Source organism: Burkholderia sp. Bp8963 (assembly GCF_003854275.1).
Classification (GTDB): Bacteria; Pseudomonadota; Gammaproteobacteria; order Burkholderiales; family Burkholderiaceae; genus Burkholderia.
Window position 1 is genome coordinate 38,328 of the sequence record NZ_QTQP01000036.1, and the last position, 18,381, is coordinate 56,708.

At 63.1% G+C, this 18,381-nt stretch carries 18 protein-coding genes and 1 riboswitch; of the genes, 6 read left to right on the forward strand and 12 right to left on the reverse strand.

The features are described 5' to 3' along the window. Window positions 1-49 precede the first annotated feature (49 nt). The 8 genes from DID96_RS26030 to DID96_RS26065 all read right to left on the reverse strand — a co-directional run bounded on the left by DID96_RS26030 (window position 50) and on the right by DID96_RS26065 (window position 8,015). Window positions 50-1,090, reverse strand: coding sequence for a YncE family protein (locus DID96_RS26030; RefSeq protein ID WP_124602154.1), 1,041 nt, complete (start codon window positions 1,088-1,090; stop codon window positions 50-52). Window positions 1,091-1,149: 59 nt separating this feature from the next. Beyond that, on the reverse strand, window positions 1,150-2,418 hold the full coding sequence (locus DID96_RS26035; protein ID WP_124602120.1) for an MFS transporter: 1,269 nt from the start codon (window positions 2,416-2,418) through the stop codon (window positions 1,150-1,152). Continuing rightward, window positions 2,405-2,833, reverse strand: a complete 429-nt coding sequence (locus tag DID96_RS26040; protein ID WP_124602121.1) for a chromate resistance protein ChrB domain-containing protein — start codon at window positions 2,831-2,833, stop codon at window positions 2,405-2,407. The genes DID96_RS26035 and DID96_RS26040 overlap by 14 nt, the downstream gene beginning before the upstream one ends. A 108-nt stretch (window positions 2,834-2,941) precedes the next feature. Continuing rightward, complete coding sequence (gene chrA, locus DID96_RS26045; protein ID WP_260464012.1) at window positions 2,942-4,366, reverse strand: chromate efflux transporter; 1,425 nt, start codon at window positions 4,364-4,366, stop codon at window positions 2,942-2,944. Between the two features lie 63 nt (window positions 4,367-4,429). Next, a complete protein-coding gene (locus DID96_RS26050; RefSeq protein WP_124602122.1) occupies window positions 4,430-5,020 on the reverse strand; it encodes a superoxide dismutase in 591 nt (196 codons plus the stop codon). Window positions 5,021-5,091: 71 nt separating this feature from the next. After that, on the reverse strand, window positions 5,092-5,826 hold the full coding sequence (locus tag DID96_RS26055) for a superoxide dismutase (protein ID WP_124602123.1): 735 nt from the start codon (window positions 5,824-5,826) through the stop codon (window positions 5,092-5,094). Window positions 5,827-5,853: 27 nt separating this feature from the next. Beyond that, the gene (locus DID96_RS26060) at window positions 5,854-7,038 is read right to left on the reverse strand and encodes a chromate transporter (protein WP_124602124.1); all 1,185 of its coding nucleotides are present in this window, start codon (window positions 7,036-7,038) and stop codon (window positions 5,854-5,856) included. Further along, window positions 7,035-8,015 carry a chromate resistance protein ChrB domain-containing protein gene (locus DID96_RS26065; RefSeq protein WP_185732359.1) on the reverse strand — a complete coding sequence of 327 codons (981 nt, stop codon included), beginning with the start codon at window positions 8,013-8,015 and terminating at the stop codon, window positions 7,035-7,037. Before DID96_RS26065 ends, DID96_RS26060 begins: the two co-directional genes overlap by 4 nt. A 144-nt stretch (window positions 8,016-8,159) precedes the next feature. Beyond that, a riboswitch (yybP-ykoY riboswitch) is annotated at window positions 8,160-8,343 on the forward strand. Window positions 8,344-8,393: 50 nt separating this feature from the next. Between DID96_RS26065 and DID96_RS26070 the strand changes: the two genes are divergently transcribed. From DID96_RS26070 to DID96_RS26085, 4 genes are all read left to right on the forward strand, one after another. Then, the gene (locus DID96_RS26070) at window positions 8,394-9,392 is read left to right on the forward strand and encodes a sodium:calcium antiporter (protein WP_124602156.1); all 999 of its coding nucleotides are present in this window, start codon (window positions 8,394-8,396) and stop codon (window positions 9,390-9,392) included. Between the two features lie 242 nt (window positions 9,393-9,634). Further along, window positions 9,635-9,910, forward strand: a complete 276-nt coding sequence (locus DID96_RS26075; RefSeq protein ID WP_124602126.1) for a metal/formaldehyde-sensitive transcriptional repressor — start codon at window positions 9,635-9,637, stop codon at window positions 9,908-9,910. Between the two features lie 12 nt (window positions 9,911-9,922). Beyond that, window positions 9,923-11,203: a CDF family Co(II)/Ni(II) efflux transporter DmeF gene (dmeF, locus tag DID96_RS26080; RefSeq protein ID WP_124602127.1), complete on the forward strand. Its 1,281-nt coding sequence runs from the start codon at window positions 9,923-9,925 to the stop codon at window positions 11,201-11,203. Between the two features lie 2 nt (window positions 11,204-11,205). Next, a complete protein-coding gene (locus tag DID96_RS26085) occupies window positions 11,206-11,391 on the forward strand; it encodes a DUF1289 domain-containing protein (protein ID WP_185732360.1) in 186 nt (61 codons plus the stop codon). Window positions 11,392-11,494: 103 nt separating this feature from the next. On the opposite strand, the gene DID96_RS26090 is transcribed toward DID96_RS26085, so the two are convergent. From DID96_RS26090 to DID96_RS26100, 3 genes are all read right to left on the reverse strand, one after another. Then, on the reverse strand, window positions 11,495-12,487 hold the full coding sequence (locus tag DID96_RS26090; RefSeq protein WP_124602128.1) for a DMT family transporter: 993 nt from the start codon (window positions 12,485-12,487) through the stop codon (window positions 11,495-11,497). A 154-nt stretch (window positions 12,488-12,641) separates the two neighbouring features. Continuing rightward, a complete protein-coding gene (locus tag DID96_RS26095) occupies window positions 12,642-13,256 on the reverse strand; it encodes a TetR/AcrR family transcriptional regulator (protein ID WP_124602129.1) in 615 nt (204 codons plus the stop codon). 66 nt (window positions 13,257-13,322) lie between these two features. Beyond that, window positions 13,323-14,231: a LysR family transcriptional regulator gene (locus tag DID96_RS26100; protein WP_124602130.1), complete on the reverse strand. Its 909-nt coding sequence runs from the start codon at window positions 14,229-14,231 to the stop codon at window positions 13,323-13,325. A gap of 131 nt (window positions 14,232-14,362) precedes the next feature. Here DID96_RS26100 and metE point away from each other — a divergent pair, with 131 nt between their 5' ends. Next, a complete protein-coding gene (gene metE / locus DID96_RS26105) occupies window positions 14,363-16,657 on the forward strand; it encodes a 5-methyltetrahydropteroyltriglutamate--homocysteine S-methyltransferase (protein ID WP_124602131.1) in 2,295 nt (764 codons plus the stop codon). 91 nt (window positions 16,658-16,748) lie between these two features. Here the strand turns inward: metE and DID96_RS26110 are convergent, their stop codons facing one another. Then, a complete protein-coding gene (locus DID96_RS26110) occupies window positions 16,749-17,822 on the reverse strand; it encodes a helix-turn-helix domain-containing protein (RefSeq protein ID WP_124602132.1) in 1,074 nt (357 codons plus the stop codon). Between the two features lie 43 nt (window positions 17,823-17,865). Here DID96_RS26110 and DID96_RS26115 point away from each other — a divergent pair, with 43 nt between their 5' ends. After that, the gene (locus tag DID96_RS26115) at window positions 17,866-18,333 is read left to right on the forward strand and encodes a hypothetical protein (RefSeq protein WP_124602133.1); all 468 of its coding nucleotides are present in this window, start codon (window positions 17,866-17,868) and stop codon (window positions 18,331-18,333) included. Window positions 18,334-18,381: the final 48 nt, after the last annotated feature.

Here is an 18,381-nt window from a genome sequence, read left to right on the forward strand (position 1 = left end):
CCGCTCGAGCGGGGAGCCACACGCAACACGGACGTCGGGCGAAGTCCCCTTATCGGGGTTCCATAACGCGCAGCACTGCCCGGCCGCCAACATCTTTCAGAGGGAAGTACGACCGGTGTGTGGCCGGGTCGACTGCGACGACATGCGCATTCGGTCCGAGGCGGCCCTCGCCAATCCTGGTGACAGTCGAGCCTCTGACGCTGAACATCGAACCGATGCCGGCTTCGCCCGCAACATAAAGGGTGCCCGCAGACGAATCGAACGCAAGCACATCGGGGTCGCTGCCGATGTCGAACGCCTGGACGACGCGCTGTGCGCGCAAATCAAAGACGAGAAGCTTGTCGTTGCCCTCGCACGCGATGAAGGCGAGACGATCCCACGAATCGATCAACAGGCCGTGATTGCCTTTGGTGCCCGGCAGATCGAAGCGGCCGACGACTCGGTCCGTCGCCGGATCGATTTCGACGAGCTGACGGCGCGTCTGGACGTTCACGAAGATGTGACGGGAAACCGGGTCGTATTGCGTGTTGCCGGCCTCGCCGTCGAGCGGGATCGTCGCGATGCGCTGGTTACGCTGAACATCGACGACCGTTTCCGTTTTCCCGTATTCATCGGAGACGTACAGCTTGCGCACGTCGGGCGCGTAGGCCATCCCGTCCGGGTAATGCCCTCCCGGCATTCGCGCGACGATTTTCAGCGTCGCCGCGTCGATCGCGACGATCTCGTCGGTACCGGTTGCGGATGCGTATACGCGCGACAGCTCCGGAACGACGAGGACGCCGTGCACCGAAGACACGTCCGCAATCCGCGCGGTCACGCGCGACGCACGCGTATCGAAAACGATCACTTCCCCGTCGCCGAGGTGCGCGATGAAGAGCCGGTTGCGGTTGGTATCCAGGCTCGCGTAATCGAGTCGGGTCGTGCGCCCGGGGAGCGGAATGTCCGCGACGTGCTTCAATGGCAGGCTGCCGAGCGCGAGATCGTCCCCGATGGCGTCAGTCCGATAGGCGACAAGGCTCGCTACCACAATCACGATCGAAAGCGCGACAAGCACAAGAAGGCGGTAGCGCCCGTTTCGGAGGTGTCCCATGATTCCATCCTCGGTGGACCGTTGCTGCCGCACTGGCTGCGAGCCGAGTGCGGAGCCCTCTATGGCTTGGCCTCTTCGTCCGGTTTGATGTGGCGGAAAGCGACCAGCAGCGAAAGGTCATACGCGATCTTAAACGCACCGCATGCGACCAGCGGCGCGCCGAGCCAGCCAAGACTGAACAAGCCGCCGGCCAATGTCGGTGCAATCGCTGCTGCCAGGCTGCGCGGCACGGACGTGAAGCTGGCCGCGGCCGGGCGCTCCGCTGGCGTGACGACGGCCATGACGTAGGCAGTTCGGGTCGGCACATCCATCTGCGACATGGCGCTGCGCATGAGCAGGAGCGTCAACGTCACCGGCAGCGATGGCGCCAAGGCCGCACCGATCAGGCAGACGCTCGACGGGATGTGCGTGAAGACCATGGTGTTGAGCAGACCGATCTTGCGTGAGAGCGGCGCCGCCGCGAGTTGGGAGCCTGCGGCAAGCAGTCCGGTGCAGAAAAAGAACTGGCCCGCCGCGCTGACGGAGAACCCGAAACGCTGCATCAGCCAGAGCGCCAGCAGCGAGTTCACGACGAGGCCACCCGCGAACGCGTCGACGCTGAACAGCAGCGCAAGCCGCGTGACGATGCGCCGCGATGGCCCGAGCGGAGGCGCGACTGTCGCCGCGTGCGATCGCGAACGCGGCAATCGGGTGTACAGCATGCAGACCGCGAGGCCGGTCGCCGCATAAACAAGAAACATCACGCGCATTGCGGCCAGCTGCGAAATCCCGGTGCGCGATGCAAGCCAGAGTGGCAGGCCCGCGGCGAGCGAGCCCAATGCGGCCGACACGGCGCCGACCAGGCTGTAACGGGCAAACAGCGCGGTTCGCGCGTCGCCGGTCGCCGCTTCGGCAAGACGCGCCTGCTCGAGCGGCAGGAACAGGCTGACGTCGCCGGAACTCGGATTGAGCGTGCCGACGAAGGCCACGACAAGCAGTGGCCACATCGTCGACAGGCTGGCGAAGCCGATGCCGGTGGCGGCCATCAGGACGGCTGCGAGCGTCAACATCCGGCGGTGCGGGAAGCGACTGGCCACCACGCCGACCGCGATCGTCGCGACAGCCGAGCCCATCAGCGTCGCGGTGCTGATCAGTCCCACATCGATTTGCACGAAGCCGAGCGAGAGCAAATACGCGGGGAGCAGCACTGCGATGAAGCCGTCACAGAATCCACGCAGACCCCGGCTCACGAGGATGATCCACGCAGCAGGCTCGACGCCGGCCGGAAGGAGCCGACGCGAAAGACGAATTGCGAACGAGATGGCCACGCGGCCGCTAGGTACGTGCATCGCGCTGACACCACGCGTAGAGCGCGTCGTACATCACCGTCCCGTGCCGAAGTTGCTCGTGATCGTCGGCGAAGTTTTTGGAAAGGCCAATCGAGATGGCATACAGGCCGGCGGCTTCCGGCACGAGATCGAGTCGCCCGGTATCCGCGCCGCGCACGATCTCGGCGAGTTTGAGCAAGGCCGGGTCATGCAATTGGTACTTTTCGAGAAACGCATCGAAGCTGCAACGGTTGCCGTGGTGTCCCAGTTCGACGTCAGGCACGTCGTAAGGAATCGCACCCGTTTCCTCCGCCAATCGCAACACGTCCGCGCCCGGAACGTAGAAGAACTCGGGGGTGTCGTCAATAAACCGGGCGATCAGCCACGGGCACGCGATGCGATCGATCTTCGGCCGTTCACGCGTAATCCATTTCATGGCGCTTCTCCTGTCTGAATGTACGGAAGATCCGGGCGAATCTGAAGCGTTTCCACATGACTTACTCCTTGTCCAGTTGGCGCATCTGGCGAACGCCTACTCGTCGAATCATCCGACCATGTGAATGGCGATCCCCGCGATACAGCATCCCGCGAGCGTGGTCATCATGCCGAGCCTGAATCGAAACAAGGCGACCATGGCTGCAGCCGACAGCAGCAACGACCATGGATCGAGACTGGACAGCACGGGAATTTGCAGCGTAATACCAAACAGATGTTTGACGTTGACCTGCGCAAACAGCGTATGAATCGCGAACCAGACAGCCAGATTCAGAATCACGCCGACGACCGCGGCCAAGATTGTCGAGAGCACGGCGTTAAGCGCGCGATTGTTGCGCAACGCCTCGATGTACGGCGCGCCGATGAAGATGAACAGGAACGACGGTGCGAAAGTCGCCCACTTGGCGAGGAAGCCGCCCAGCGTGCCCGCAAGCGCGGGATCGAGCGCACCGGGCTGGCGGAATGCTGCCATGAAGCCGACGAACTGCACGACGCTGATGAGCGGTCCAGGCGTCGTTTCGGCCATCCCCAGACCTGCGAGCATTTCGCCGGGTGCGAGCCAGTGATAGTGATCGACAGCCTGCTGCGCGACATAGGTCAGGATCGCGTAGGCGCCACCGAAGGTCAGCACCGCCATCTTGCTGAAGAACGTGGCGATATGCGTGAACACGTTGTCCGCACCGATCGTCGCCAGGAAGGCGAACAGCGGTCCGAGCCAAAGTAGCAGGCCGATTGCCGTTACCTTGAGCGCGCGGACATGCGACGGCCGCACGTGCTCGGGGATTTCCACTGCGAACGCGGCGTCGATCGCGGGTAGCGGGCCGTCGTCGTGGCCTGCCTCGCCGTGTCCCGCCGCGGTGCGCGGCGACATTGTTCCTGTTGCGCGGCCGATGATGCCGATCGCGGCCGCTGCGACGATGATGGCCGGGAACGGCACCGCGAAAAAGAAGATGCCGGCGAACGAAAGCGCGGCTACCGCAACCATCGCGCGCGTCTTCAACGCACGTCGGCCAACACGAATCACGGCTTCCAGCACGACCGCAAGGACAGCCGCCTTCAGGCCGAAGAACAGCGCCTGGACATAACCAACGTTGCCATAGGTCGCATAGATCCAGCTCAAAACGCCGAGCGCCATGAGGCCGGGCAGGATGAACAGGATGCCGGCCACGAGGCCGCCGCGCGTCCGATGCAACAGCCAGCCGATATAAACGGCAAGCTTGTGCGCTTCCGGTCCGGGTACGAGCGTGCAATAGTTCAACGCATGCAGAAAGCGCGTCTCGCTGATCCAGCGCTTCTCCTCGACGAGAATCCGGTGCATCACGGCGATTTGTCCCGCGGGGCCGCCAAAGCTGAGCGCGGCCACGCGAACCCAAACCCGGAATGCGTCATGGAACGAGACGCCATGGCGCTCATGGGCCGGGGTGCTCGGCGTCATCGCGGCTACTCGCTGCGTCTCGACAGTATTCGTTTCCATCAATTTGGCTGATTGGTTATGCCATTCTCAAGCGCGATGTCTTCATCGTGCTGCGTGTGCTGTTCAGGGGGCCACGGCGGCGAATCGCGACGCGACGTGGGTCCAGTTGATGTTCTGCATGAACGCATCGACATAGGCGGCGGCCTTGGCTCCGAAATCGATGTGATACGCATGCTCGTACATGTCGAGTGCCAACAGCGGCGTGCCGTCGGCCAGGGTGTGCGCATGGTCCGACGCCCACTGGTTGGTCAGTTTTCCGAGTCGCGGCGACCAGCTCAACAGCACCCAGCCAGAACCGCCACCGAGCGCCTTGCCCATAGACACGAATTCAGCACGCCAGCGGTCGACGCTGCCGAAATCGTGCTCGATCGCAGTCCCGAGTGCACCAGCGATCGACCCGCTTGCGCCGAGACCGTCGAAGTAAATCTCGTGCAGGACCATCGAATTCGCGGCGATCAGCTCTTCGCGCTTCAGTCCGTTCAGCACGAACACGGGTGCGCTCGCCGGGTCGATCGCGGCCAACTGGTCGGTGATGGCGTTCAGACGTTTGACGGCGCCGCCATAGTTGTTTTCGTAATGGCTGGCAATAAGCTTTTCCGACAAACCTGCCAGCTGGGCAGGATTGCAAGCGAGGGCTTTCATTTCAAATGTCATGTGCGTCTCCTGGAGGAAAGGAACAGACATGTTGGCGCTTTCTTAACGCGTCTTCTGCGCGCGACAGCCGTTCACGTCGCTTTCCGCGCTGGCATGGCCGCCTGGAGTCTCAGAGCGGCGTTGTCCCAGTTGATGATGCCGAAAAGCTGGTTGACGTATTCGCTGCGCCGATTCTGGTACTTCAGGTAATAGGCGTGCTCGAACACGTCGAGGACGAGGATCGGCTGGATGCCCCAGGCGGTCAGCTTCTGGTGGTTCTCGCACTGCAGGATCATCAGCCGGCCCGTGACGGGGTGGTAGCCGACGATCCCCCAGCCGGACGCCTCGATGGCGACCGTTGCCGCGACCAGTTGCGCCTTGAACTTCGCGTAGGAGCCAAAATTCCGGTCGATCGCCTTCGCCAGTTCGCCCTTTGGTTCGCCACCTTTGCCTGACACGCTTGTCCAGTAGACGGTATGCAGAATGTGGCTGGAAAGCTGGAAGGCGAGCTCTTTCTCGTAGTGCTTCACCAGCGCGAAGTCGTTCGAGTCCCGCGCCTTCGCCAGTGCCTCTTCCGCCTTGTTTGCGGCGGCCGCTGCGGGCTTGTGGTGAAAGTTGTAGTGCAGCTCGACCGTGCGGGCATCGATGACCGGTTCCAGCGCATCGTATGCAAACGGCAAGGGCGCCGCCGAATATTTGCCATCCGCGTCGGTCAGCTTGTCGACGTAGCCGGGGTTCTCGGCAGCATGCGCGGATCGCACCTGGGCAAGTAGAACGCCTGCGCCAACCGCAGCGCTGTTGTGCAGGAAGGTACGACGTGTTTTCATGGATCTTGTCCTCGCAAGTGTGCGATGTCAGATGCCGTGCGAATGGACGAGCGGATAAACAACGAGACCTATGAGGGCTGCTGCAATGACGATGATCGGCTCTTGCAGCTTTTTGAAACGCCACAGCAGCAGGACCGTAGCGAGCGCGAGCAGAACCGTCGGCCAGTCGACGATCGAACGCCGCGCGATGACGATCACCGAGCCGGTAATCGCGCCGACGGCCGCGGCCGTGATGCCGTCGACGAACGCCTTGACGGCGGGCAACTTGCCATACTTCTTGAAGTACGGCGCGGGCAGCACCGTGAAGAGATAGCAGGGCAGGAACGTGCCGAGCGCGGCCACGCAAGCGCCGGCGAATCCCGCAACGAGATAGCCGATGAAGCCGACGGTGATCACGACGGGGCCCGGCGTGATCATCGCGACCGCGACTGCGTCGACGAACTGCTTGTCGTTGAGCCAGTGGTGCTCGGTGACGACACCGCCATAGAGGAACGGCACGATTGCAAGGCCCGAGCCGAACACGAAGACACCCGCCTTGGTGAAGAACAGGCCGATCTGGCCGAGTAGCGGCCAGTCGAAACCGCTGAGTACGCCGCTCGCCACCGGGATCGGCGCCGCGGCAAGCGCATTCAGTCCGGTTTTGTTGAGCCATTTCGGCGGAGCGCGCCAGAACCAGTTGATGAGTCCGCCCGCAATGAAGAGCCATGCGATTTCGGATTCGGTCACCACGGTGACCGCTGCGACCGTCAGGTAGATCGCCCACAGCAACCGGTTTTTGCCGATGGTCTTCGTGGTGAGCTTGTACGCGCTCATCGCGATGATGCCGACCACGGCGGCGCCCACGCCATAGAAGGCCGCCTGCATCCAGGACAGTCCGCCGAAGTGCGCGTAGGCCCAGCCGAGGGCCGCCACCATCAGGAACGACGGCAATACGAACGCATTGCCGGCCAGCGTCGCACCCACGATGTGATAGTGCACATAGCCCATGTAGATGCCGAGCTGCGCGGCGAGCGGACCGGGCATCATCTGGGCCAGCGCGAGCCCTTCGCGGTAATCCGACTCGCTGATCCACCCACGCCGTTCAACCAGATCACGATGCATGTAACCGACCAGCGCCACAGGGCCGCCAAATCCGAACGTGCCAAGCCGCAGCATGTACAGGACCAATTGTCCAAGGGTGTAGCCCGGCGCGGTTGCTGTCGTGGTGTTCATGAACGCCCCTCGGCATTGCCATTCTTTGCGGTCGACGCGAAGTGCGCGTAGATCGAATCCAGCACGCGCCCCATCTCATCGAGAAGTTGGTCGTCATTCAGCGCGCGTTCGCGCGCGCCTGCCATCACTGCCTCGAAACCGATGGCTTCGGGCACGGGCGCGCCCCCGACATCGAGTACGTGCACCATCTCGCCGAGCCGTAGCAGCGCGGGGTCGCGGTCGAAGCCAAAGCTCGCAAGCAGGACCTCGAACGTCACGCGCTCGCCGACATGGGTGAACGCGGCGCCGTCGAAATCGAAGCCGAGCGCGTCAGGCGGGCACTCCGCCGGCGACGAGAGCCAGACGAAGCGTGCGCGCGCGTCGATGAAGCGGCGAATCAGCCAGGCGCTGGCGACGCGATCGACCCACATGCGCTGACGCGTCGCCCAGGTGCGACCTTGATATTCGTCGATCGCAAGCAGGCGGATCGCGCGCTCCGCGGCGTGCGGCTCGCCCGGCGACAGCACGGTGTCGACGAGGGCGATGAAGTCCTGCAATGCGACTTCTGCGCGAGTTGCCGCGTCGCCCGGGAAGTAATCGATCGCCCGAATGGTGTCGAAGTCCTTGCGCAGGCGGCGCAGCAGACGCGCAAGTTCGGTGGAGGACTGGCCAGCCAGCGTCTTGCGGGCGTCCGCGAGCGCCCGGGTGAAGGCGGCGTATTCCTCGTCGCGATCGAACAGCGCGCGGAATTCCCCTTCCTGCGACGCGTCGAGGCTTGGCGCACGTAGCAGGTGGGCGGTGCCGCCGCTTTCGGCGATCGCGCCGGCGAGCTCGCGCAGCATGCTCTCGCGCTCATCCGTGTAGGGCAGCAGGTAAATGCCGTCGCGCAGCACCGCGCAGCCCTTCGCCTTGAGCGCGCGCCAGAACCGCATGCGGGCGGTTGCGTTCTCCGTTGGCAGGGTCAGAACAAGGAGTGACCAGGTCGAGATAGTATCCATGTAGCGAATACTACTCACACGTTATTACATCTACAAGTTTACTTTTGGCAGCTTGTCGCGAGGTGACGTGCCGGCACACGCTTGCGTGCCGGATCTACCGATGTCACCGGGACGACATCCTATCAGCGCGATAGCGCGTTATAATCGGCCCCGTCTTAGGGGAGTAGTCTGCTTTGCCATCGTCGGCAAAGCGCCGCCGTCAACATAATTGGCATTCCATGCCATGGCGTCGGCAGCCGTTCCACGGCCTGGCGAGACCTTTGACGTTTCCCTTCCACCCGAGCCGGGCGAAGGGCGACGTCATTGGTTTATTGGCCCGGCTCGTGGAGAACTACAAGTGCTGCTCGCACCCCGCATCCTCATTCAGGGGCGACCGTCATGATCGTGACCTTCGCTCTGCTCGTCGCCGCTGCCGGCATCATCTATTTCTCGTGCGAAACGTTCGTCAACGGCGTCGAATGGCTCGGCCAGAAGCTCAATCTGACGCAGACAGCGACCGGCACCATTCTGGCCGCGTTCGGCACGGCACTTCCTGAAAGCGTCGTCACGCTGGTGGCCGTTGCATTCGGCAGTTCGCCCGCCCAGAAGGAAATCGGCGTCGGTGCGGCAATCGGCGGACCGCTCGCGCTGAGCACGGTCGCTTATGCGGTCGTCGGCGTCGCGTTGCTGGCCACCGCACATCGCGTCGGCAAAGTGCGGGCCGGCGCGATCGATGCCGACACGAAACGTCTTCGTCGCGACCAGCTCTGGTTTCTTTCAATCTTCGTCGTCAAGATCGGGCTCGGCCTCGTCCTGTTCAGCTTCAAGCCCGTGCTCGGTCTGGCGTTTCTCGCGGCCTACGCGGTGTATTGCTGGAAGGAGTTGACCGCCTCCGGCGACGGCGACGACCACGGAGAACTCGAACCCCTGAAACTGCGCCCGCGCGATGCGAATCCGGCCATGTTCTGGGTCGCCTTGCAGGTGATCGGCGCGCTCGTCGTGATCTTCGCGGCCTCCCATCTGTTCGTCCGCCAGATCGAAGCCGTCGGCCCGTGGCTCGGCCTGAGCCCGCAGCTCACGGCATTGCTGTTCAGCCCGATTGCGACTGAGTTGCCCGAAATCATGAACGCGGTGATCTGGGTGCGGCAAGGCAAGGAGCGGCTGGCCCTGGCCAACATCAGCGGCGCGATGATGATCCAGGCAACGATCCCCACGGCGTTCGGCCTGTTCTTCACGCCGTGGCACCTGGCGACGCCGTCCATTCTTGCCGCGTGCATCACGGCACTGGCCATCGTCGTCCTGCAGTGGTCGTTCCGTGCAACGCAGGTACGCAGCCGGCAACTCACGCATGTCGGTTGGCTCTATGCAGTCTTTGCCGCGCTGCTCTTCGTAGTTTGACGAAATCGGCGGCGACATCGAATCCTGACGATCGATGCCGCCGCGCTATCGTTGCCGCGCGATCGCGCTCAGCCGTCAGAGCGAGCGGGCGCGTCCCTCGACTCGACGCGCCGCCACTCGCCTTCGATACCGGCCATTTCCGCTCGAAGCATTCACCTTGCATTGACCTGACATATACCCCTCCTCCCTATATGGAATCGAGTATTGGAATATACTCCCCCCCGCTATATGAAGGAGCCACCATGAGTCATACCTTCAAGGAAAAGCAGAAGCTGCTGAATCGCGTCCGCCGCATCAAGGGGCAGGTCGAAGCGATCGAGCGGGCGCTGGAAGAAGAGCGCGGCTGCAACGAAATCCTCCAGCTCATCACGAGCGGCCGCGGCGCGATGAACGGCCTGCTGGCCGTCGTGCTCGAGGATCACATCCGGTCCCACCTGGTCGACGCCGACGGTCACGACGCGCACGAAGGCAGCGCGACCGAGCAGCTGATCGAAGTCGTCCACAGCTATTTCAAGTAATCGGGTATCGGAATGAGCGAATTCAAGGATGCCGCCTTCGGCGCGGGACACGACCACATCTTTCTCGGTGCGGCACACGAGCAGAACGAACGCAAGACGTGGATAGTCATCGGGCTTTGCGCGGCGATGATGGTGGCCGAGATTGTCGGCGGGACGATTTTCGGTTCGCTGGCGCTTGTCGCGGACGGGCTGCACATGTCGACGCACGCGGGCGCGATGCTGATTGCCGCGCTCGCGTACACCTATGCGCGCAAGCACGCGAGCGACCCGCGATTCGTGTTCGGCACGGGGAAGCTCGGTGACCTGGCTGGTTTCACCAGCGCCATCGTGCTCGCGATGATTGCACTGCTGATCGGATACGAAGCAGTCGCGCGTTTGCTTGCCCCCGTTCCGATCCATTTCGGCGAGGCGATTCCGATTGCGGTTGCCGGCTTGCTCGTCAACATCGCGAGCGTCTGGCTGCTGAGCGGCGATCACCATGGCCATAGTCACGGTCATAGCCACGGTCATCATCACGGCCATGCCCATGACGATCACGGCCACGAAGAGGAAGTGCACAAGATCTTCGATCAGCAGGGCGTATTCCTCGTGTCGGTGTTCGAAGAGGGTGTCCCGCCGGTGTTCCGCGTAGCGCCTGCCACGCACGACACGAAGCTCGGCAGCGCGAACGCCGTGTCGGTGACGACGATCCGCCCGGACGGTACCCGGCAGGAATTCGCGATGGAAAGTCGCGGCGGCTATCTGGAGTCGATTGAAAATATCCCCGAGCCGCACCAATTCAAGGCCATCGTCCGCCTGAACGGCCACGAGCACGAACTCATGTTCGAGGAGCACGATCACGGCGTGTCGTCGTCGGCCGCACGGGATCACAACATCCGCTCTGCCTACATTCATGTGATTGCGGATGCGGCGGTTTCGGTTCTGACGATCATCGGCCTGCTGCTCGCGCGCGCGTTCGGCTGGATCTGGATGGACCCGCTGGCCGGTATCGTGGGCGCACTGGTGATTGCGAACTGGTCGTACGGCTTGATGCGCGATACGGGTGGCATTCTGCTCGACATGAATTCGGACCGTCGACTGGCGGACAACGTGCGTACCGCCATCGAAGGCGGCGGCGACAGCGTCAACGATCTGCACGTGTGGCGTCTCGGCCCAGGGCACATGAGCGCAGTTGTGTCGGTGGCAACTGACGACACGACTCGGGATTCGCGCTTCTATCATGACCTGCTTCAGCGCTTCAAGGATCTCTCGCACGTGACCGTCGAGGTCGTGCCGGTTGCGAGGGGGCACTGAGCATGGCAGTGAAATCGCCTTGCGTCGAAGTGTGCTCGTTCGACGGCAAGACAGGCTACTGCGTGGCCTGTTTTCGCACGCGGGATGAAGCGCGTGCATGGAAGAAGATGACGGACCATCGGCGTCACCAGGTCGTCAATGACCGTGCTCGCCGGCAGGCAAAGCTGGCCCGCGAAACGGCCGATTGAACGCCGGCGCTGGCGAAGCGTTCGGGCACCCGGACACCGCAGATATCCGATCACGCAAATTCGTGGAAAGAGCCGGATTCATCGCGGCTCTCCAGTCAGCGGGTCATGCCGATGCCGACGAGGCCGTGCGCGCTGCTTTCGCGATTCGCTTGCCGCGCTGCCTCAGGTAGAGGTTGTTGAGGATGAGCGCCGCACCTGTCAGTGCGGCTCCGGCGATCTGCGCATGATTCGGCACGACCCCCGTCATCGCGGAGACGATGAACGCGGTAATCGGCACGATGTCCATGAACAGCACCCCGTTCATCGGACCGAGGATCCGATTGCCCGTGATCCAGCAGAGAATCGCTCCGAAGCCGGCCACGGGCCCCATGTACGCGAGATGCGGCAGGATTGAACGCAGCGACGCGAGCGACGGCGCCGCGATCGCGTGCGAAGCAATCAGGAGCAGATTGACCGTGACGATCGTGGTCAACGCCAGCCATGTCGTGATGGTCGTGTATTTCAGTGCAGACCAGCGCGTGAAATGCGCGGCGCCGAACGTGTAGATGACCCAGCACAACGCACCCAGTACGATCAGCGCGTTCGCCGCATAGTGTTGCGGTTCATGCAGCGCGGTTATCAGGTCTCCGCGCGTGATGACGAGCGACACGCCGGCAAACGACAGGATCACGAACAAGATGGAAAACGGTGCGGGCGCGGTACGCTTGACCAGCGCGTTGAGCAGCAATCCCATCATCGGCTGCGTTGCCATCATGATGGACGCCGTGAGCGCGCCTTGATCGCCGGCCAGCTGCTGGCCAAGAAAGACGAACGAGCCGAAGCCGCAGAACCCGACCGACCCGAGAAACCACGCGAGCAGAAACGATTCGCCGGCGGGCAGAAAGCCGCTGCTGCCTTCCGTCAGCCACAACAGGACCAGGAAGCCGACGCCGGCGATCAGATAGCGCAGCGACGTGAAGGTAAACGGATCGACGTGGAGCAACGCATCCGTCATGATCGGAAACATCCCGCCCATCAGTATCGTCGCGCCGACACAGTAAGCGATGCCTTTCCAGTACCGAGCAACCGACAGCGTCTGATTATGCGCGTTATTCATGACTGATCGTTCTCAAATTTGGTGAAGAAATCCGGCGTTCAGCCAACTCGCGTCTGCCACACGACTTGCGTTATGCCGACGCTCTGAAACCGTCCGACCGGAGCCAGGTTCAAACTATTTGGTACTGAATGTTCTCAAAATATCCAAAAAAATTTCAGGTCAGTGCGCGCATGGCCATATCGACGATCGACGCGAGGTCCGGCTCATTCAGATTGGTCTTGCCCAGTACCCGCATCCCCTGAATCAGGCACAGCAGAAACCGGCCGACCTCTTCCGCGTCGAGGCTGCGGTCGAATTCGCCTGCCTGCTGGCCGCGCGCGACGGCAAGGCTGTACTGCGTCGCGATGCGTTGCAAGGTGGATTCGATATGCGGACGCAGTTCGTCGTCCGTCGGCAAAAGCTCGATTGCCGCATTCGTGATGAAACAACCGCGTCGGGCCGAGAGATTTGCGGCGATCTTCGTGTAATGCAGGAGCGCTTCGCGGAGCGCCTGACCAGGCGGCAGATCCGCCGCGAGACGCTCCTTGAGGCGCGCCACTGCACCTTCCGCATATTGGTTGAACGCTGCGACAAGCAATCCATGTTTGTCCCCGAACGTCCTGTACAGGCTGCCGCGAAATACGCCCGTCGCCTCGCACAGCACGTCGATCGACGTTGCATGGTAGCCCTGTTCCCAGAACACGCGCGCTGCCGCGTCGATCACATCGTCGACTTCGAATTCGCGCGGGCGCCCCCGGTCACGGGACGGATTGGAAGAACTCGGATTCATGGAGACGAATATTGGAACCGAGCGTTCTCAAAATCAAGCACTCGATTTTGCCGCCAGAGGCGGCAATCAGCGACGCATGCGCGGCGCCTGCCAGTTCGACCGCCGCGCGAAATCGACGAACGAGACCAGATATTCGAGCTCGCCGTCGGCTTCGCGGGTGCCGAGAAAGATCTGCTTTGCAATGCCGTGCTTGCCGAGCTTCACCGCCGTGATGGCCATCCTGTCTGCGTATTCTTCCGCGAGCCACCGCGGCAGCGCGGCGACGCCCCGGTTGTTCGCGACCATCTGCAGCATGATGTCGGTCGTCTCGATCGTCTTGTGCCGGCGCGGGACGACGTCCGCGGGCCTGAGGAAATGGTTGTAGATGTCGAGGCGGTCGGTCTCGACCGGATAGGTGATCAGCGTCTCGTCGATCAGCTGTTCGGGTGTGACGTGGCGCGCGCCGGCGAGCGGATGGTCGTCCGCGACGACGAGCACCTGCTCGTAGTCGAACACCGGCTCGAAGCGCAGCCCGGGCCTGACGATCGGATCGGGCGTGACGAGTACGTCGATGTCGTAGCCGAACAGCGCGCCGATCCCGCCGAACTGGAAACGCTGCTTCACGTCGACGTCGACATCGGGCCAGCGCGTCAGGTACGGCGAGACCACCTTCAGCAGCCACTGATAGCACGGATGGCATTCCATGCCGATTCGCAGCGTGCCGCGCTCGCCGTTCGCGTATTGCTTCATGCGCGCCTCGGCATGCTCGAATTGCGGCAGCAGCCGCTCCGCGAGCGTGAGCAGGTAGTGGCCCGCCTGCGTGAGCCGCAGGCTGCGGCCCTCGCGATCCCAGATCGGCGTGCCGAGCTGTTGCTCGAGCTTTTTCACCGTATGGCTCAGTGCCGACTGGGTCAGGAACAGCTCGCTCGCGGCGGCCGTCAGCGAGCCCTGCCGCTGGACTTCGCGAATGATCAGAAGATGGAAGCGTTCAAGCATCGGGATGATCGGGAATGGCCTACATGAAGAAAACTAATCGATAGATGAAATAATGCCATTTTTCATCATGTATCGGAAATCCTATCATCTGTGCCAGACAGTTTTCGACTCATCACTGGATGGCAGCGCCCATGGTTACGACACACAATCTCGGTTTCCCGCGCATCGGCGCAAAACGTGAACTCAAGTTCGGTCTCGAACGCTACTGGAAAGGCGAATCGTCGCGCGACGAACTGCAGGCGCTCGGCGTGCAGTTGCGCGCGCGCCACTGGGACCACCAGAAGGATCTGGATCTCGCCCCGGTCGGCGATTTCGCGTTCTACGACCAGGTGCTCGACATGAGCTTCACGCTCGGCAACCTGCCGAAGCGTGTGCAGGACTTCCACGGCGACCCGCTCGACAACTACTTCCGCGTCGCGCGCGGCCGCTCGGCGCAATCGGCCGAAGAACACGCGGCATGCTGCGGCGGCGTCGCGGCAGGCGAAATGACGAAGTGGTATGACACGAACTATCACTACATCGTGCCGGAATTCCACGCCGACACGAACTTCTCGCTCAACCCGTCACGGCTGCTGCAGCAGCTCGCGGAAGCCCAGGCCCGCGGCGTGAACGCGAAGCCGGTGATCATCGGCCCGGTCACGTACCTGTGGCTCGGCAAGGCGAAGGACGATTCCGACCGCCTCGCGCTGCTGCCGAAGCTGTTGCCCGTATATGGCGCGCTGCTGGACACGCTGACCGCGCAGGGCGTCGAATGGGTGCAGATCGACGAGCCGGCGCTCGTGACGGAACTCGACGCCGCATGGCAGGACGCGTTCCGGACTGCCTACGAGGCACTCGAAACGCGGCGGATCAAGCTGCTGCTCGCGACTTATTTCGGCCAGCTGCAGGATAACCTCGCGCTCGTGCGCTCGCTACGCGTCGACGGCCTGCACATCGACGCGATCAACGCACGCGGCGAAGTCGACGCGCTCGCTCGCGAACTGGGTGGCGATCAGGTGCTGTCGGTTGGCGCGATCAACGGCCGCAATATCTGGAAGACCGATCTGGGCGCCGCGCTCGACTGGCTCGAGCCGCTCGCGAAACAGCTCGGCGAGCGACTGTGGCTCGCGCCGTCGTGCTCGCTGCTGCACGTGCCGGTCGATCTCGCGAGCGAGGAGAGGCTCGATGCGGAAATCCGTTCCTGGCTCGCGTTCGCACTGCAGAAGCTCGACGAGCTGAAGGTGCTCGCCACCGCGCTGAACCAGGGCCGCGATGCCGTCGCCGATGCGCTCGCGGCGAATGCCGCCGCGATCCGCAGCCGCCGCGCATCGCCGCGCGTGAACAACCCGGCCGTCAAGGCCGCGGTAGGACGCATCACGGCCGCGCTCGGCCAGCGGCAGAGCCCGTACGGCATGCGTGCGCCGAAACAGTCGGCCCGGCTGAACCTGCCGGCCTTCCCGACGACGACGATCGGTTCGTTCCCGCAAACGGCCGATATCCGTCAGGCGCGCAGCCAGTTCAAGGCCGGCGCGCTCGACGAAGCCGGCTACCACGGCGCGATGCGCGCGGAGATCGAGCGCAGCGTGCGCGAGCAGGAAGCGCTGGGCCTCGACGTGCTCGTGCATGGCGAAGCGGAACGCAACGACATGGTCGAGTACTTCGGCGAGCAACTCGACGGCTACGCGTTCAGCCAGTTCGGCTGGGTGCAGTCATATGGTTCGCGCTGCGTGAAGCCGCCGATCCTGTTCGGCGACATCAGCCGCCCGAACGCGATGACGGTCGAATGGATCACGTATGCGCAGTCGCTCACGAACAAGCCGATGAAGGGGATGCTGACCGGCCCCGTGACGATCCTGAACTGGTCGTTCGTTCGCGACGACCAGCCGCGCTCGGTGTCGTGCTACCAGCTCGCGCTCGCGATCCGCGCAGAAGTGCTCGACCTCGAGAAGGCCGGCGTGCGCGTGATCCAGATCGACGAGGCCGCGCTGCGCGAAGGGCTGCCGCTGCGCCGTGCGCAATGGGGCGAGTATCTGAAGTGGGCGGTCGAATCGTTCCGCATCACCGCGAACGGCGTGCAGGACGACACGCAGATCCACACGCACATGTGCTATTCGGAGTTCAACGACATCATCGCGTCGATCGCGGACATGGACGCCGACGTGATCACCATCGAGACGTCGCGCTCGGACATGGAATTGCTCGACGCATTCGATAACTTCAAGTACCCGAACGAAATCGGGCCGGGCGTCTATGACATCCACTCGCCGAACATCCCGACGCAGGAGCACATCGTCGGCCTCATGAAGAAGGCGTCCGGGCGGATCCCGGCGGAACGCCTGTGGGTGAACCCGGACTGCGGCCTGAAGACCCGCCAGTGGGCGGAAGTGATTCCGGCGCTGACGAACATGGTGAGCGCGGCGAAGGCACTGCGCAGCCAGCTCGGCTGAGCGTTTGCGCTGCCCGGCGGGCACTGCAAGGTGCCGCTGCATTCGTGCTGCTGCATTCGTGCTGTGTGCGGTGCCCGGGTGAAATGATGATCTACGTGAAGCGCTCCCGCGTTGCATGTCCGCGCTGGAGCAACGGTGCGTACTCGCGCAAGTCCCGTGGCGCGATGTCGAACGCGCGACGGAATGCCCGCGTAAAGCTCGACGCATCATTGAAACCCAAGCCCGAGGCAATGTCCTGTACCTCCATGTGCGGAAAGCGCACGAGTTCATCGGCCGCCATTCGCAGCCTGCGGCTGCGGATATAAGCGGCAAGGCCACCTTCGTGCTCAAAGATGCGATACACGCTGGCGCGCGACAGATGCAGCGATGCCACCACGCTGTCAGGCGACAATTCCGGATCATGCAGATGCGTTTCGACATGCCGCCGCACTTGCCCATAGACAGCGGCACGGACCGCCGCGCGACCGTTGCCGGAAAGACCCGCCTGACGGCTGAAAGCTGCGACGACCAGTTCTACCGCCGTGAGAAAGGACTGGTGCGCTTCCTCCTTGCTCAGCCCGGCGATTTGTCGATTCAGCGCCACCAGATGCTCGATCAGCAAGCGTGTCAAAGGGGTGGTCGCATGAACCCAGCGGCCATGCAGTGAGGCGGCATCGGGGAGCGATCTTTCCACCAGCGCGCGCGGCACGAAAAGGAGCAGTATCCGGCCATGAAAACTCCGGACCGTGCACGGCTGATCCATGTCCAGCGCGAGGATACTTGGCGCTTGCGGTACAGGCGGCGCGTCGGGACGCGGCTTGCCGCCCACGAACAGCCCCGGTTGCCCTTCAAGGAACACGCTGAAGCTGATGTCGCGAATGCTCTCGGTCGAAACCCGGCCCAGCGACCGCACGGCCAGGTTCGGCGCGGTGCGGAAGTCGAAAAGGCTCAGATTGTCGATCGTGTATCGGGACAGCGAGGCGTCGAACGTATCCTCGGCGCGCTTCGACGGAGGCTGTATGTCGTAGACAGGACTCATACGCTCCTGCCAGGCCAGGAAGCTTTGACGGGCGTCGCCCTGGACGCTGAAATTGCTGTGCGCGATGCCGGGCGCAAGCGTCGGCGGCTCGGGCGGCAACAGCAAGCGACCAGGCGGTACAGTCGTGTGTAGCGGGTAGTCGTTCATGGGAGTGCCTGTCGCTGATTTTGGTCCAGTCTGAATCCGTCCCGTGCGGTGGAACGAAATCAACCGCGAGGATGCCGACATCGAGTGGGGCGTCCGCGCGCCTCCCCGGGCCGGTAACGAGCGTCGCGGCGTCGCCGTCCGTCACGATATGGACGGCAATGGATCGTGCGTTGTCCTGCGAGATCCGGCCGATCGTGCGCTCGAGGGTCAACTCATCGGTGTACGCGACAGCAAACAGAAATTCCCCGAGCCAATACGTGTCGATCGCCTCGCGAAAAGGCCGCTCGATTTGCGCACGCGTCGGCACGACATCCATGACCTGGCCGATACGCTCGCGCCATTCCAGCAGTTGTCGGTGCACAGGTTCCGTCTGCACATCGAAAGGAATGTGAATGATCCTGCTCCGGGACTCCGGGCTTGCGCCGAGACGGCTTCGGCCATGCCGCATGCGGGCCACCTTGGAAAGGTCGGGGAGAAACGATTTTACCGGGAAATGTGGCAAGAAAATTAACGCGAGCTCGGGACCGAGCTGGTCGGTCAGCAACGCAAGCGTCAGAGG

What these genes read in the sequence shown, in the direction of transcription:
- DID96_RS26085 (WP_185732360.1), top strand. Translation starts at nt 11,206, where the DNA reads ATGGCAGTGAAATCGCCTTGCGTCGAAGTGTGCTCGTTCGACGGCAAG.
- DID96_RS26035 (WP_124602120.1), bottom strand. Translation starts at nt 2,418, where the DNA reads ATGCACGTACCTAGCGGCCGCGTGGCCATCTCGTTCGCAATTCGTCTT.
- DID96_RS26070 (WP_124602156.1), top strand. Translation starts at nt 8,394, where the DNA reads ATGATCGTGACCTTCGCTCTGCTCGTCGCCGCTGCCGGCATCATCTAT.
- DID96_RS26060 (WP_124602124.1), bottom strand. Translation starts at nt 7,038, where the DNA reads ATGAACACCACGACAGCAACCGCGCCGGGCTACACCCTTGGACAATTG.
- metE (WP_124602131.1), top strand. Translation starts at nt 14,363, where the DNA reads ATGGTTACGACACACAATCTCGGTTTCCCGCGCATCGGCGCAAAACGT.
- DID96_RS26055 (WP_124602123.1), bottom strand. Translation starts at nt 5,826, where the DNA reads ATGAAAACACGTCGTACCTTCCTGCACAACAGCGCTGCGGTTGGCGCA.
- DID96_RS26090 (WP_124602128.1), bottom strand. Translation starts at nt 12,487, where the DNA reads ATGAATAACGCGCATAATCAGACGCTGTCGGTTGCTCGGTACTGGAAA.
- DID96_RS26040 (WP_124602121.1), bottom strand. Translation starts at nt 2,833, where the DNA reads ATGAAATGGATTACGCGTGAACGGCCGAAGATCGATCGCATCGCGTGC.
- DID96_RS26050 (WP_124602122.1), bottom strand. Translation starts at nt 5,020, where the DNA reads ATGACATTTGAAATGAAAGCCCTCGCTTGCAATCCTGCCCAGCTGGCA.
- DID96_RS26065 (WP_185732359.1), bottom strand. Translation starts at nt 8,015, where the DNA reads ATGGATACTATCTCGACCTGGTCACTCCTTGTTCTGACCCTGCCAACG.
- DID96_RS26095 (WP_124602129.1), bottom strand. Translation starts at nt 13,256, where the DNA reads ATGAATCCGAGTTCTTCCAATCCGTCCCGTGACCGGGGGCGCCCGCGC.
- chrA (WP_260464012.1), bottom strand. Translation starts at nt 4,366, where the DNA reads ATGGAAACGAATACTGTCGAGACGCAGCGAGTAGCCGCGATGACGCCG.
- DID96_RS26075 (WP_124602126.1), top strand. Translation starts at nt 9,635, where the DNA reads ATGAGTCATACCTTCAAGGAAAAGCAGAAGCTGCTGAATCGCGTCCGC.
- DID96_RS26100 (WP_124602130.1), bottom strand. Translation starts at nt 14,231, where the DNA reads ATGCTTGAACGCTTCCATCTTCTGATCATTCGCGAAGTCCAGCGGCAG.
- dmeF (WP_124602127.1), top strand. Translation starts at nt 9,923, where the DNA reads ATGAGCGAATTCAAGGATGCCGCCTTCGGCGCGGGACACGACCACATC.
- DID96_RS26030 (WP_124602154.1), bottom strand. Translation starts at nt 1,090, where the DNA reads ATGGGACACCTCCGAAACGGGCGCTACCGCCTTCTTGTGCTTGTCGCG.
- DID96_RS26110 (WP_124602132.1), bottom strand. Translation starts at nt 17,822, where the DNA reads ATGAACGACTACCCGCTACACACGACTGTACCGCCTGGTCGCTTGCTG.